The sequence below is a fragment of the Pedobacter suwonensis genome (assembly GCF_007833675.1).
Taxonomy (GTDB): Bacteria; Bacteroidota; Bacteroidia; order Sphingobacteriales; family Sphingobacteriaceae; genus Pedobacter; species Pedobacter suwonensis.
Genome location: NZ_CP031708.1, coordinates 2,738,381 through 2,754,453 on the forward strand (window position 1 = coordinate 2,738,381; position 16,073 = coordinate 2,754,453).

Below are 16,073 nucleotides of genomic sequence, written 5' to 3' on the forward strand. Positions count from 1 at the left end.
ATCTATTTGATCACAAAATACATATTCTAAATAAGATGCATATCAAAAAAACTTAAAATGTCCCAGGTGTAAAAGAACTGGTGAATGCGAAAGGATACATAGACCTACTGCAGTAAAGCTGTTCCTTCCTTTTATCAAGGCACGTTACAAGTGTCTGCAATGTCTTAGAAAATTTAGTATCCTAAAGAATGCAAGATAATGTTTAGTGTATCGGTAGCCTGTGATTTTAGCATTACAAGCAGCAAATGTTATCATCTGACCAAATCATTATGATGATAGGATGGACATGTATTTAACTATTTAATTAATTATAAATTTTCCAATGGAAAAACGCTACGAAGATACAAATGTAGTCAGCCAACCTTATTCAGTTCTGCATGTAGACAGTGATATGCTCATGCGAAAGATATTTAAAAAAACCTTTTCCGCTGAATTTTTTCACCTTGATTCCGCCGCCGACGGTAAAGAAGCATTTCTGTTTTTAGAACAAAAGCAATATTCCTATGATGTTGTGATTACGGAGATGCATATGCATTTCGCCAATGGTTATGAGATCGTAAACCGGATACGTCAGGAGGCTCCAAGCTGTACAGTTATTATCACTTCCAGTATGAGCTTCCTCCATATACGGGAAGGACTCGACTTGATTCGGGAGAATTATTTTAAAAAGCCATTAGTGGTGGGAAAGCTTATGGATCGGATCAAGACGATACTTCAACCGGGAGAAAATACAGGTTGTGATAATTCCTATGAACTATCTTCTCCAGCAACACAACTATTGGCCTCAATATTTGAGAGTAATACTTTCTGTACTGATTCTGCCAAAATTCTGAAAAACAAAGGTGGTATCATAGTTGAACCTTTGATTGTTGAGCCTTATGGTACAGAAGTCGACTTAAAACAGGATCATTGGCCGCTGACCGGACCAGACCAAGAACTTGCTAGCGAAGTTACGCTTATAGAGCAGTCAGGTCCCAAAAAAATATCATTGGAAACAGCACCGCAACCGTCACAGAAACCACCTTCCTATATGCCTGATAAGCGATGGTGGTAAAAATCAGCTTACACATTAAAAAATTATTCTCATATGTATAATACGTTTTCTTTTTCCAGCCTTTTACAAATTACTAATGCCTCATTGACCAATACCGCAGGTTCGCTGCTAAATGGTTTAAAGATCCGCTTAGACCAATCTTGGTATATCTGCGGCAATCTGGCCCTAAATGAAGGCGCAAACCCCAGAAGGCCACTGAATATATCCCCTGAGGCGACCGAATACCGTGTACTTTTTCAGGCTGCCCTACTTATCGCAGCAGAACAGCAGTCAAAGCAAATGGTCACTACTATCGGCTTCCCTAACAGTATTTACCGTTTGTATAAAGATCAGGCCAGGGACCTGCTGACCAGCGGCTATCAGATTGTATGGGATCCTGGCGTTTATGGTGGTGAAACATCGCAGCCGCTTAATGTTATAGTCGACCAGGTAGAGGTATTGCCTGAGATTGTTAGCTGTATGATTGCGCTGCGTAAAGGTACGCCTGGCATAAATGGTGCTTTTTTGCATTGAGCCTAGGTTTCGGCACGCTGGAAACTGGTTTAAGTACGGATGAAGGCGTTGTTGAACATGCGATGACCAGCATTCAAGGTCTGCATTATGCCGTAAATATCCTACGGGAAGAGCTTCAGCAGGAGCATGATCTGGCCTTTCAGAGTGTTCAGCAACTGGATGATGCATTTCGTGATGGCTACCTATACATCAACCGCAGGAAGACCGACTTATCCGCTTATCGGAAAAGAGCCATTCAGGCTTATTACACAGAAATCGTTTCTCCTTCACTTCGCCTGATCATCAGTGATAAAAACCTGAAGAAAACCAACCAGATATTTCTGTGTGGCGGAGGTGTAAACTATCATGATCTTTTGGAATGTATCAACCAGGAGTTCGGAGAAATTGCAGATATCCATACCGTTGATGAACCGGAAACGCTGGCAGTACAGGGTTACCTGCTAAACTCACTTCGTTTTACAGCAGGCAGCACAAAAACCCCGGTCGGCATAGACATGGGAAACATTCAGACACGGGTGGCGATACTCCAAGAATCATAACGAATATCTTTCTATCACTATTGATATGCTATGAGCGCCGAAACTATTTTTATCACCATTATCCAATGTATTATTGCATTATCTCTGCTGGGTACGTTTGTGTCGTATACGGTCATCGCGACTAAACGTCATAAAGAGGCCAGAAACCGCAAAAGACAGGCTCAGCTCAACCAACTTATCGTTGACAAAATTCTGCCGCAATTTATCAAAGAAGATTTGTCAGAGGCTGTTTCCGAGCCGTTGATCGACCGGAAAATCCTGGACGAACTGGCACTGATGGACAAAACTGACCGGCAGTTAATGATCGACACACTAATCCACCTCCGCTGGCATGTAGCTGGAGCGAATGCGTTTATTCTACACCGGGTTTATGTACTATTGGAACTCAATCAGGATTCCCTTCAGAAGATCAAATCCAGACGCTGGCAGGTCAATGTGCAAGGGTTGCACGAGCTGACCCTAATGGACTATGCGATCTCAGACATTGATATTTTACGGTTCAACCTCAGCGATGTATCTGAACTGCGTTCAGCAGCGAGAAGCGCATTTATGCGTTTCAGTAAAAATGAGCCGTTCCGCTTTTTCGACGAGATCCGCGACCCGCTAAGTATTTGGGAACTTGTCGGCTTTTTCCGCATTCTCGACCAATCGAAAGATACCGTCAAATCCAACTTTGCCAACTGGATCCGCTATTCCCGGAATAAGACGGTAGTTATTTGTTGCATGAAGCTGGCCGCGCACGAACAAAGCACAGAGGCCATAGACAGTATCGAAGGCTTGCTGAATGTGAATGATCATGCCCTGCGCTCTCATGCAATCAATGCGCTGGGTCACTTGCGGGCATTGCATACACAGGATCATTTGATCAAAATGTATCCTAACCAACCTATTGACTGTCAATGCGAAATACTATTCGCCCTGGGCATCTTCCGTACGCCGGGGGCAATCCAGTTCCTAAAAGAACAATTTCTCGTCACTTACGACTTTGAGATCGAAAATAATGTGGCAGGCATACTAGCCCGTCTGATGCGCGGGGGGCAGCTAAATTGGACAGTACCACAGCTCCAAGAACGCAAGCAGCGCATATTGAACTATTATTTACAAGAACAATAACCAGTTAAGCAGATGCAAAAAATTATAGATATTTTCCAGTGGTTCATTTTTTTCTACAGCAGTCTGACGATGGTTATTTATGTCGCAATGGCTATCCTTTCCTATAAACATATCCGGCTTTACTTCTGGAAAAATATGGGACATTATACTCAAAACATGATATCCAGCCCCTTATCTCCCGGTATTTCCGTTATTGCACCAGCTTACAACGAAGGGCTGACAATTATCGATAATGTATATGCTCTGATGCACCTGAATTACCCGCTTTACGAGGTGATCATTATCAATGACGGTAGCACGGATGATACCCTGGATAAACTGATCGAACACTTTGCGCTAAAAGATGTTGATCTCCCTTATCATGAACGGATCAAGACCCTACCTGTTAAGCGGTTTTTCAGATCAAGTGACAAGGCCTATGAGAAACTACTCGTCATTGATAAAGAGAACGGCAAGGGCAAGGCAGATGCATCCAATGCCGGTATCAATGCCTCCAAATATGATTATTTCCTTTGTACAGATGTTGATTGTATCCTTCATGAGGATACACTATCGCGTCTGATGCGGCCAATCCTGGATGAGAAAAGTAGAAATCAGCTTGATGATATCCAGGTCATACCTGATACCGGTTATATACACGTGGAGGATAACCAGCGCCGGGTAATTGCCGTGGGGGCACCGCTTCGTATGATCAATTCTTCCGATGTAGACAATGGCGTCATTACCCGGTTTCGTCCGCCCAACAAAATACTGCCCCGTTTCCAGGAACTCGAATATATAAGGGCATACCTACTTTCAAAAATGGCTTGGAGCGCGCTTAATTGTGTCCCCAATGTGTCCGGTGGCCTTGGTCTTTTTGATAAGCATATCGCCGTTAAGGTCGGTGGATATGATCCACGTTCATTCGCGGAAGATATCGATATGGTAACGCGCATGAGTGTTTATATGATCCAGAACAATAAGCGATACGCTATCCGTTATATCCCCGTATCGCTATGCTGGACCGAAGGACCGCAGAACCTGAAAGTGTTCAGCAGGCAGCGTGTACGCTGGGCACGCGGGCTGGTACAAATCATGCGCCTGCATTGGCACGTATTGTTTAATACGAAGTTCAAGCGACTTGGAATGGTAGTATTTCCCTACAATTTCCTATTCGAATTTCTCGCGCCGATCTTAGAACTGACGGGATTTATCTTTTATATCTACCTGATCGTCATCGGTGCAATCAATTGGGTAAATACACTTACACTTCTTTGCTTCCTATACATGTTCTCGGTGATGATCAGCTCCATTGCCGTGTTATGGGATCAATTGACCGAACGGCATTACCGGAAGACCAGCGAGGTAATTGGGCTTTGCCTGACCGCATTTGCTGAACCTTTTATTTATCATCCTCTAATTGTTTTTTTCAGTCTGAAAGGCTATGTCCAATCTATGTTCCGGCAAAAACTGGTGTGGGGCAACATGCAGCGCAAAGGATTCTCATCTTCCAATACCAAAGGTACATCATCAAGCACATAGACATCATGAAGTATATCTTACCCTTTATCCTCATTTATATTTTTGTTCAGACCTGGAACGTGGCCAGTGCACAGACCTGGAGTTCCATTCGGGCCGAAAAGCGCTACAAGCAAGCCCTTACCGAAATAAAAGGTTCGCGAACAGCCCAAGCAATACCATTACTGGAAGAAGCTGTAAGGCTCAACCCTGACCATATCGACGCTCAGGTACAGCTTGCCCGGCTCTATATGGCAGATAAGCGCTATGAACAATCCATCAGGGTTGCTCTACTAGTGATTGATAAATCTCCGAAATATGAAGACATTTATTATTATATTATTGGCTCTTATCTTTCTATCAAACGTCCTGCTGAAGCCCTGCGCTATGTCGATCTGGCGCTTAATTATTTTCCAAGTCAAAAAGATTTCGTGATTAAAAAGATTAATATCCTTGATCGGTTGCAACGTTTTCAGGATGGCGATGCCTGGTCACAGAGAATGTTACAGCGGTTTCCGACAGACAGTAATATACGGCGGTCGATAGTTGGCCACTATGAGGCGAAGGCCGACTGGTATGTTCGCAACCACATGGACAACCTAGCTATGACTTATTATGAAAAAGCACTTGAACTGGCTCCTACCAATAAAGACCTGAGCGATAAAATAAATAAGTTAGTGGCGCAGGGTGGGGACATCAACGCCAAAATCGCCAAAGCGAACGGGGCTTTAAACAGTAATGGAAAATCCTATACTGCCCTGTACTATAAACTTGGCCTGCTCCAGGAAGCCAGCCGGTACGCTGAAGCGCTTGATGTGCTGCGCACGATCTTACGTTATTATCCCCATGATAAAAAAGCTCTTGCGCTAAACAATTCTCTGCGTAAGCAGGCGGCAGGTTACTACCAGAATACGGACGTCTATACATTGTATCAATCCATACTGGATCAAAATCCTAACGACGAAGAGGCCCTGCAAAAAGTAAGCGGTATGGCAACTGCTATGGGAGATTTGAACCAGGCATTCTACCGGATAGACCGTGCTTTACAGCGCAAACCTACAAACGTAAAATTACTCCGACAAAAAATGGGCCTGGCCTACCAGCTTCACCGTTACCAGATGGCTGCGGATATTGCAGTCAGGCTTTATAACGTTGCCGATAAAGTTTCCCGTCCAGAGATTCTGCAAATGGTCAACGCCTGCGGCAATTACTATTTACAGGAAAAGCTTGCCGACAGCGCAGTAATGTATTTCGACAGAGCGCTCTCACTAGAAGCAGGGAATCTGGCGGCTATAAAAGGCCGTGTGAACGGATTGATCATGGGTAACAGGTCTGACCACGCTATACGGGAACTTGACCGGGCAAGTGGGCTTTATCCCGATAACATAGATTTGCAAATGGAAAAAGCAGGTTATGTGGCGCAGGTAGGTCGGATCCATGAAGCTTCTAAACTCAGCGAGCAGCTTTTCAGGCGATATCCCCAAAACTCAAAAATAAAGAGTTTGTACCTTGAACAAAAGTTAGCCCTGGCTAATGCGTTCATCCAGTCGGAAAACTATACCGAGGCAGAGTCACAATTGCGCACACTGCTGAAAGTAGATCCAGGCAATAAAGATGTACTGAACTATCTCTCCAATATACTCGATCTGCAAAAGCATTATAGTAAAGCATTGGACATCGTCCAAATGGCTTTGGCCCAATACCCTAATGACCGGGAATTTCTGCAAAAAAAAGCATCCATCCTATATAATGACCATCAATACGCCGCCTCGGCACAACTGTCGGCAGCGCTTTTCTCACAATATCCCTTTAATCCTAAATACAAAAAAATGACAACAGACGCCTGGTATTCCGCAAGTCTGGATTATCAGAAAAAAAAGCAACCAGACAGCGCCCTGTCGAGCATCGACCACGTAATGGCTATCAAACCGGCAGACTCTACTGCCCTTTTACAAAAAACGAATCTCCTAATCGGACAGGGCAGCTTTGAACAGGCGCTGTACTGTACAAATTCGGCTCTCCGGAGTTTCGAGTATGCTGAACCTTTTTTGCTACGGAAAACAATCATCCTGGATAGTTTGAAACGATATACCGAGGCTGCAGCTTATGCAGATACACTGGCCAAGCGATATACGAATGATAAGAACAGGGACTATGCCGATCTTCTGCGGAGTAGAACGCTACATAACGCATTCGGTTTGACACTCCTAAACAGTTCATTTACCTCAATTGATGGCGCAAACACACCGCCAGCTTACAATATCGTTACGCTTTCTTATGACCGCAGTGGGTTAGATAAGATCAATTATGGTACACAGCTGGTCTTTATTGGCCGCCAGCAAGGTACGGGCGTGATGGCAGCTGGAGATATTTCGTACAAGGTAAACAAGACATTCCATTGGAACGCCGGAGTCGCACTATCCAATAACGTCCTGTTTCCTAAATATAGAATTGCTTATTCTCTTTTCAAGACTTTCAGTAATGGACTGGAAGGTGAATTAGGTGGGCGTTACTTTCACATCGGAGGGTTTAACGTGGGCTCACTTGTAGCTGGTGTAGGAAAATCGTTTGGCCCTTTTGCGGTTAATGCCAGGGCGTTCGGCATCAGGCAGCAAAACAGCCAATATTTTGCGTTCAATGCAGGTACCCGGTATGAGCTTAGCGGGCAGGATCTGTTGCAGGCAAATTTCGGCCTTGGAACCTCGCCGGACGATATGAGCCGCCTGGTCCTGTTTCCCGACTTACATGGCATCCTGAACCGGAGCATCGGAGCTTCTTACCGTCGTACATTCCGCTATCGGACTTCCATAGGCCTTGCAATGACTTATATCAACCAAAAAATCACCGATGCAGCATTCAATAACCAATACGACCTGCAAATGTTCATGCTGGTCAAGTTTTAGCAAAAAAGTGAAACCATGAAAAAAACGTTATTGATCTTAGGAGGCGACGGTTATCTGGGATGGCCTTTGGCCATGAAACTGGCGCTACAGCACCCGGACGAAAAGATTGTCATTGTTGATAACCAATGGCGCCGAGAGGCCGTAAGGGAACTGGGATTTGATTCACTTTCCCACATCCCAAGACCTGCTGAAAGGATCGCTGCTTTCCAGCGCCATTATGGCATCTACAATATTCACTATCAATTGTTCGATATATGTTCGACAATGCTGGAAGACTTGATTATCCGGGAACAACCGCATACCATATATCATTTGGCGCAACAGTGTTCGGCCTCCTATTCCATGATGGGTTTGGGTGAGGCCTTGCACACATTACGGAACAACGAGGAGGGCAATATGCGCCTGTTATGGGCAGTACGGCAACATGTTCCGAAGGCGCACATTATCAAACTGGGCTCTTTTGGCGAATATGCTAAAGGTGGCATTCCTATTGCGGAAGGATATTTCCGGCCATCCTATAAAGGAGCTTCTGCTTATACCGATCTGCCTTATCCGCGTGAGGCCAACGATATTTACCATATTTCCAAGATCAACGATTCGAATTATACAGCGATGGCCTGCCGGATCTGGAACCTTCGCATAACCGAAGTGATGCAGTCTACGGTATTTGGTTTATTAACAGAAGAGATGGCGTTTAACCCAGAGCTGTATACCCGGTTTGATTACGATACTGTTTTCGGTACGGTAGCTAACCGTTTTGTTATTCAGGCGGTAAGCGGTAATCCGCTGACGATTTATGGGAACGGCCATCAGCGTACCGGACTGATGGCCTTACGTGATGCGGTTGGCTCACTTGCAAGGTTTGCTGCCGAACCGCCAGCTGCCGGGGAACACCGGGTGATCAATCATGTAACCGAGACACATTATTCCATTAACGAACTGGCTGCCGATATCATCGGTGTTGCCCGTAAGGCTGGGTTGAAAACAAGTGTTGTACACCTGGATGACCTGCGCAAGGAAAACACCGATTTCAAAGCAGGTTATGAAGTCGAAAGTTCTCTTCACAATCACCCGCTTTTTCATAGTGATTTTCGTGAGGTGATCCTGGAAACCTTGCAGCTGGTATATCCCTATAAAGAACAGATTACTGATCGTCATTTCCTGCCTTTCGTTTTTTGGGAAGGGAGCTGTAAAAGCCCAGCAGAAAATTCAGCGGATAGGATGTGGGAGCGATTTTGGAACAAGATACGTAAAAAACACTTCGGACAGGCACAACTTAACTTAAACCCTGGCTGCCTGGGCACCGTGGATCTTACAGCAGACATAGGAACCGGACAAAATGGAAATCCATTGGCGCTTTACGCAAAGACACGCGAAGCCTTCCGATATATCAAACAGGAATGCAATCACCTATGGCCTTCTCCCGGCTACCGGTTCACAGTTACCTACAGTACCTCGCAAACCATGAACCTCCTTGCACTGGCGATGCTTCGCAAGCTGTTGACCACCAAAAAAGGACCATTCAGGGTAGTGACCAGCAAACACGAGCATCAGGGCGGGATTGGCCCGTTCGAGCAATTGTCAGAATTTATTGTTTATTATCTACCAGACGAAGTACTGGTTTCGCGTGGTATGTTAGAAGAAAAATTGTCCCTCCTACAACCGGATATCATCTTCCTGTCGCATACCTATTATGACACCGGTGATGTTGTACATAACAATAATACCCTGCGGCTCTTAAAAGAAGCCGCGCCAGACGCTTGGCTTATCCTGGATGTTGCACAGTCACTAGGTATCCACCAAATCCCGTTCGGAACTGCAGACCTGATTACCGGCAGTACACACAAATGGCTTTTTGGGCCTTATGGCGGGGGGCTTACCTGGATAAAGCATGCTTTTGCTGAATGGATTGGCGCACTGTTCTGGAATGGCCAGCAGCTTTTACCTGACGTAGAAACCCACGGCTTCAGCTTGCCAGGCGGACAGGATTTTAAACTTTATTGGCAACTGCATCAAAGCCTTGATCGCTATAGGCAAATCGGCATAGATACCGCTTTGGAGCGTAGCTGTGAACTGGCAGATTTCCTTCGGAAAGAGTTGTCTTTAAGGCTTAATACTGCCGGAATCGCCCATTATTATTTAAATGGATTCCCTACGCCATGTCTGGCGCTGGCCTTCACGGATTATGACCCATACCCTCTTTACATACATCTTCACGGGTTGGACATACATGTAAAGTGCATCAAAGAACGGCAAAAGGAAAATGGAGAGACCATTCATATACTGCGTATCGGCTTACCCTATTATGAAACGCGCGAGCGCCTCTTCCGCTTTATACAGGAAGTAGAAAAGTTTGTCAGTATTGAGACGGTATTAGCAGAAGCTATTTCTTTAACTAAAGATCAAGCGGTATGAGCCTTATTCGAATAGCATTTACCGGGCTACAAATGGTGATACTACTGCTGGTGCAATCTTGTCAGGGTAACGATATAAAACTTGTAACAGATCAAAAGCCAGTATCGGAAATCATCCTTCCTGAGCAAGCGTCACCTTTAGAAAAGAAGTCGGCTTCTATTTTGCAGGAATATGTCCGGCGGATTACAGGGGCAACCCTGCCTATTCAAACAGTGCCTTCCCAAAATATTGCGCACCTGATCTATGTTGGCTCTGCCGCTACCCGTGTAGGCCAATTTATTGAACCACTGAAAGCTGAAGGCTATGAGATCGATGTACGTGGTGGTAACATTTACCTATATGGAGGCTCGGGCAAAGGTCTTTTATATGGCGTATATGAACTGATTGAAAAACAGTTTGGCGCAAGAAAGTATGACCAAGGACCAGCTCTTATTCCCCACAGCCGGGATCTCGGCCTACCGGCTGGATTGCATATGCGTTATGAGCCTGTACTGCTTTACCGGGAATCTTATTATCCATCCTCAGCAGATCCAGAATACCTGGATTGGCACCATTTGCACCGCTTTGAGGATCTTTGGGGACTTTGGGGTCATTCTTTTTTTAAGATTATACCTCCAGAACGTAATTTCCGGGAGCATCCCGAATACTTCTCATGGGTTAACGGGCACCGCCAACCCAGCCAGCTTTGCCTGAGCAATCCAGATGTGCTTCGCCAGGCTATCGCTTATTTTGAAAGGGCAACAGCTGCCAACCCCGACGCAATCTACTGGTCCATTGCGCCGATGGACGGTGCGGGATACTGCACTTGTGAAAAATGTGCAAGGGTTGATGCAGAAGAAGGCGGGCCACAGGGGTCGCTCATCCGTTTCGTAAATGCTGTTGCCGCGTATTTTCCAGACCAGTTGTTTACAACACTGGCATACGGTTACTCTGCGGAAGCAACCAAACATACCCGACCAGGAAAGAATGTCTATGTGATGTTGAGTACGATCAACTCCACCCGTCACTTGCCTGTGGCTACCAATCCGGACGCTGTTTCATTTCGCAGGCAACTGTCCGAATGGTCAAAGCTCACGCCCAACCTGCTTTTATGGGATTACACAACGGATTTCTCCGCCTATCTAAGTCCATTCCCGATGTATGATCATTATGTGGCTAACATCCGGTATTTTCAAACTCATGGAATCAAAGGTATTTTCGAGCAGGGAAGTGGCGAAACACTAGGAGACATGTCTGCTTATGCAAGTTATATCCAAGCCAAAGCCTTATGGGATCCTTCCCTTAAATTGGATGAGGTACAAGATGATTTTTTTAAAGGATATTATGGCACTGCTGCCCATTCAATAAAAAATTATATCGGACAATTGATTTCGGCACGGAACGAGACGCAAGCACGGCTTGGTATTTATGATCAGCCTTTCGCACACCGTTCAGACTATCTTGCTCTTGACAAAATCAGCAGTTATCGGCAGGCTCTAAAAGAGGCCGCGGATGCCGTTGCTGGTTCTCCCGAACTGGAACATAAAATAAAGACTTTAAGCCTTGGCTTAGAGTATGTAGAATTAGAGCAGGCCAAGGCTTATGGCATTCAAGCCGGTGGTTACCTGGAAAAATTACGAGAAGGAACCTGGAGGGTAAAACCGGGCTGGAATGTTCGAGTAAAAAGTTTTGTCAGCGATGCGCAAAAAGCTGGTGCGATCACCTTATCGGAAACTGGCGGCCCTTTGCCAGACTACCTTGCAAGCTGGACAGCTATTTTGGACAATCCTTACCGGCCTTCATTAATACTAGGTGCGAAAGCTTCATTTTCTAATCCGTTCATTGAAGACTATCCGGCCAATGGCTCGGCTACACTCACAGATGGCATATCAGGTGGCACCGATTACAGCTATAACTGGCTACTGTTTGCTGGTGGCATGGTGAAGATTGACATTCCGATTGGACGTGATATCCTACCAGCCAGTATACAAACTGACTTTTTGTTTGATCCCTCACATTATCTCTTTCTTCCAGAGAAGATTTCCGTCGAAGGATCGATTGATGGCAACAATTATTTTCCAATAGGAAGCCATCGTTTAGATAACAATGTTCCTTCTGACATGAAAGCTAGGGTGCAAACTGTGGATTGCACGTTAAAGTCTAAGCAGTTGCTACGCTATCTGCGGGTGGCAATATGGTTTCCGGCAGAATTGCCAGAATGGTTTAACGGTTCGCGGCACAGGAAGCCACTGATGGCTATCGATGAACTAAGCCTTGAATAAAAATATTAGGCCGTCTGTCATTTCAAATAGCAGCATCAAAATCGAAAAGCCATAATCATCTAAAACCACTATATTTTTGGTCAGCAGAATAAAAATTTTGCATTTTCTTTTTCTTAACCAAACCTCAGCTCCTTTTAAGCATGCCTGTATCAGGTTAATGACGGAAATATTATTCCGCAAAATTTATTTAGACTTATTTTAATTAAATATATTTGCACCTTAATTTTCCATCCCTTAACTAATGATAAGTTATTTACGTACGCTGCTTGTAATTGCTATTCTATCCACCGGTTTAACAGCAACCGCTCAAAATACTGGCAGCATTACCGGTAAAATCCTTCTTGTGAACGGCACTCCCTATGCTTCAGCATCTGTTACCATAACCGAACTCGAAAAGGCTACGCTTACAGATGAAACCGGCACTTACCACTTTAATCATATTAACACGGGAAGTTATCATTTAAAAATCCAGATTTTGGGTGCACCAGAATACATAATGGAAGTTACCATTATAGCTGGGCAAACCGTAACGTGCAATTTTCAATTACCTAAAGAAAACGTACAGGCTTTGCAGGAAGTGACCATCGCTTCCAATATTAACAGATTTTCCAAACGTGAAAGCCGTTATGTGGCGCGCTTGCCACTCAAAAACCTTGAAAACCCGCAGGTTTACAATTCCGTATCAAAAGAACTGATGCAGGAGCAAGCTGTAATAGATTTGGGTAGCATCTCGAAAAACGTACCTGGAGCGGGCATCCCTTTAATTCTGAACCAGGGAAGGGTTACTTTCCGCTCACGTGGCTTTGAAACCGAACCTAACGCCCGCAACGGTGTGGCCGGACCAGCTTTTTCATTTATTGACCCGGTAAATCTGGAACGGATTGAAGCCATCAAAGGACCATCTACAACGTTATTTGGCACTAATATTTCTAGTAGCTACGGCGGTTTATATAACCGTGTAACTAAAAAACCTTATAACGATTTTGGTGGCGAGGTAGCCTATACCGCAGGAAGCTGGAACCTCAACCGATTAACACTTGACGTAAATACACCCGTTAATGCGGATAAAACTGCCTTATTTCGCCTGAACGTAGCTACTACACATCAAAAAAGCTTTCAGGAACTTGGTTTCACCAATAATATTGCCATAGCCCCCAGCTTCTCCTATCAGATTACCGATAAATTGTCGCTGTTGATGGATGTTGAATTTGGACAGGAAAAAGGCACATCTGTTGTGCGATTCAATCCCTTTATCATACCTAATACCAATCAATCGATAACCGATATTGGCTTCCCTTATAATAAGACATTCCTAAGTAACGATCTTACTTATTCCACACAGATGCTGAACGTCTTTGCTCAGGTAAATTATAAAATATCGGGTAGCTGGACATCTCAAACCATTATCTCCAGAAACCGCTCAACCATTGACGGCTACATCACCGCACTGAACGGAAGATCTGCCACTACAGTGCGCCCGCAGATTATAGTTGGAAATACAAATTTTATCGCAACCAACATACAGCAGAATTTTATAGGTGATTTTAAAATAGGAAAATTCCGTAACCGCATGGTTGCCGGTATAGATTTTTATAATAATTATAATGATTTTGACAGGGTTACCGTTAATTACAACCAGGATGTAAACTTTATAAACCCGCAGCCAGCGTATCGAATCAGCCGTTTCAAGGTAGACTCGCTGACCAGCAGGGGTACTTTACGTAAAGAATATAACCGCGACAACACCTATGGAGCCTATGTATCAGACGTATTTAACATTACCGACCAATTGCTGGCCATGGCGAGCATCAGGATAAACACTTTCGACTATAAGGGTGTCTATAATATCGTAACCGGCCAAATCACCGGAGGTTTAGGCTCAAGCGGCACATCTGCCGGTCCTTATAAACAAACAGCTGTTTCACAAAAGCTAGGGTTAGTTTATGAAATTAGCAAAGATCACCTGTCGTTATTTGGTAATTATATGGGTGGATTTTTTAATCGAAACGGCCAGTCACTTGATGGTACCGCATTCAAACCAGAACATGCCAATCAGCTGGAATTTGGTTTGAAAGGCGACTTATTTAGTAACCGTTTATCAGGAACGGTAAGTTATTACGATATAAAAGTAGAAAATGTTTTACGTCTGGACCCACGGGATATCAACTATTCTATTCAGGACGGCGCGCAACTCAGCCGCGGTATCGAGGTAGACATCATCGCAAACCCTTTCAGTGGCCTGAATATTATAGCAGGCTATGCTTACAATTACAGCTTATTTACCAACGCTGATGCAACGGTAAATAATTTACGTCCGGCATTATCCGGTCCGGATAAAATGGCTAATCTCTGGGTGAGTTATCGTTTGCCGGAAGGAAGCCTGCGCGGCCTGGGTATTGGCTTTGGCGGTAATTACGGAAGTAAATCCTACCAAACCAACACACAAAGTACCAAGATAACCATACCGGCTTACACCATGCTGGATGCCGCCCTATTTTATGACCATTCCAGATACCGCGTTAACTTTAAGGTAAACAATTTAACCAGCGAAAAAGCCTGGTCGGTAAGGTTAACGCCACAGGCTCCGGTACAATTTATTGGCAGCATTGCGCTGAAGTTTTAAAAGTATGGCTAATAATCGGTTTAAAGGCATTACAGGCTGGCTGCATTTGTGGCTGGGGTTAATCACAGGACTTGTTTTAATGGTAGTTGCATTGTCAGGCTGCCTGCTTACTTTTGAGGATGAACTGGAACTGGTATTTTTTAAGGAACGTCATTTTGTAAGTCCCAGCCGGCAACGTTTAAGTGCAGACAGTATATTCAATATTGCCAATAGCATTTACCCTGACAAAAAAGTATCTAAATTAATTTTGGAGGCGGAACCTGAACGAAGTGCGGAAGCACGTATTGGTAAAGGTCCTGAAATGAAAGTTGCCTATCTCAATCCCTATAACGGAGCGGTGCTGTACAAAGGCCTTTTTCAGAAACAGTTTTTTAGAGCAGTAAGGAACCTGCATCGCTATTTATTACTGAATCAAACAGGAAAGGCCATAACGGGTATCTCCTGCTGCATTTGTTTATTTCTTACTATTAGCGGAATCATGATCTGGTGGCCTGCCAATAAAAAGGCCATCAAACAACGCTTTAAAATTAAGTGGAATGCCAAAAACAAGAGGCTTAACTGGGACCTGCATGCGGTAACCGGCTTTTATCTCTCGTTTTTCCTGATCCTGATTACCCTTACAGGCCTCGTAATGAGTTACAATTGGGCAGAAAACCTGATCTATAAACTGGCAGACGGTAAAGTGATGAAGGAACTTTCGCCCAAAAACCTGGTAAAGTCTAAAAAAGCCAATCCAGGTATCCTGCAGACGATTGAGGGCAGTATGAATAAGTTGTACCCTAATCCAGGTAGGCTTAACTTCAATATTTCACCTAAAAGCGGTCTGGCGATAATGGCTCAAAAGGAAAGTGAAGAGTTACCTCCCGGATGCACCAATGCAGCTTATTTTGACGGCAAAACCGGACGGATCATCAGACAGCGGCCCTTTGCATCTGTAAGCTTGGGGACAAAGATCAAAAAGTATGTTTTGCCTGTACATGCTGGAAGTATCTATGGTTTGGGTACAAAAATCCTGGCTTTTGTGGTTGCCTTATTTACGGCGAGCCTGCCGATAACCGGTTTTATGATCTGGCTTAGCAAACGTAAAAAGAAAAAAAAGCCAGTGGCTGATAAACGTTCTTCAAAAACGTTGGCAACAGCATAGCTACGATTTAC

Annotated in this window: 10 protein-coding genes; all 10 read left to right on the forward strand. The window is 44.4% G+C overall.

From position 1 onward, the window contains the following. Positions 1–322: 322 nt before the first annotated feature. The 10 genes from DV942_RS11140 (at position 323) to DV942_RS11185 (ending at position 16,062) form a co-directional block, all read left to right on the forward strand. Positions 323–1,054 (forward strand): response regulator, encoded by a 732-nt coding sequence (locus DV942_RS11140; RefSeq protein ID WP_145857516.1) that lies wholly within the window; start codon positions 323–325, stop codon positions 1,052–1,054. A gap of 33 nt (positions 1,055–1,087) precedes the next feature. Further along, a complete protein-coding gene (locus DV942_RS11145; protein ID WP_145857518.1) occupies positions 1,088–1,567 on the forward strand; it encodes a ParM/StbA family protein in 480 nt (159 codons plus the stop codon). Then, entirely contained in the window at positions 1,564–2,106 is a 543-nt protein-coding gene (locus DV942_RS11150) for an acetate and sugar kinases/Hsc70/actin family protein (RefSeq protein WP_145857520.1), read from the forward strand. Before DV942_RS11145 ends, DV942_RS11150 begins: the two co-directional genes overlap by 4 nt. 30 nt (positions 2,107–2,136) lie before the next feature. Then, entirely contained in the window at positions 2,137–3,219 is a 1,083-nt protein-coding gene (locus DV942_RS11155) for a HEAT repeat domain-containing protein (protein ID WP_145857522.1), read from the forward strand. Positions 3,220–3,288: 69 nt separating this feature from the next. Next, positions 3,289–4,740, forward strand: coding sequence for a glycosyltransferase family 2 protein (locus DV942_RS11160; RefSeq protein WP_222431186.1), 1,452 nt, complete (start codon positions 3,289–3,291; stop codon positions 4,738–4,740). Between the two features lie 5 nt (positions 4,741–4,745). Next, positions 4,746–7,619, forward strand: a complete 2,874-nt coding sequence (locus DV942_RS11165; RefSeq protein WP_145857524.1) for a tetratricopeptide repeat protein — start codon at positions 4,746–4,748, stop codon at positions 7,617–7,619. A 15-nt stretch (positions 7,620–7,634) separates the two neighbouring features. Further along, the gene (locus DV942_RS11170; protein WP_145857526.1) at positions 7,635–10,034 is read left to right on the forward strand and encodes an NAD-dependent epimerase/dehydratase family protein; all 2,400 of its coding nucleotides are present in this window, start codon (positions 7,635–7,637) and stop codon (positions 10,032–10,034) included. Then, entirely contained in the window at positions 10,031–12,295 is a 2,265-nt protein-coding gene (locus DV942_RS11175; protein ID WP_145857528.1) for a DUF4838 domain-containing protein, read from the forward strand. The genes DV942_RS11170 and DV942_RS11175 overlap by 4 nt, the downstream gene beginning before the upstream one ends. Before the next feature lie 241 nt (positions 12,296–12,536). Beyond that, complete coding sequence (locus DV942_RS11180; RefSeq protein WP_145857530.1) at positions 12,537–14,918, forward strand: TonB-dependent receptor domain-containing protein; 2,382 nt, start codon at positions 12,537–12,539, stop codon at positions 14,916–14,918. 4 nt (positions 14,919–14,922) lie between these two features. Next, positions 14,923–16,062: a PepSY-associated TM helix domain-containing protein gene (locus tag DV942_RS11185; RefSeq protein WP_145857532.1), complete on the forward strand. Its 1,140-nt coding sequence runs from the start codon at positions 14,923–14,925 to the stop codon at positions 16,060–16,062. The last annotated feature ends 11 nt before the right edge of the window (positions 16,063–16,073 follow it).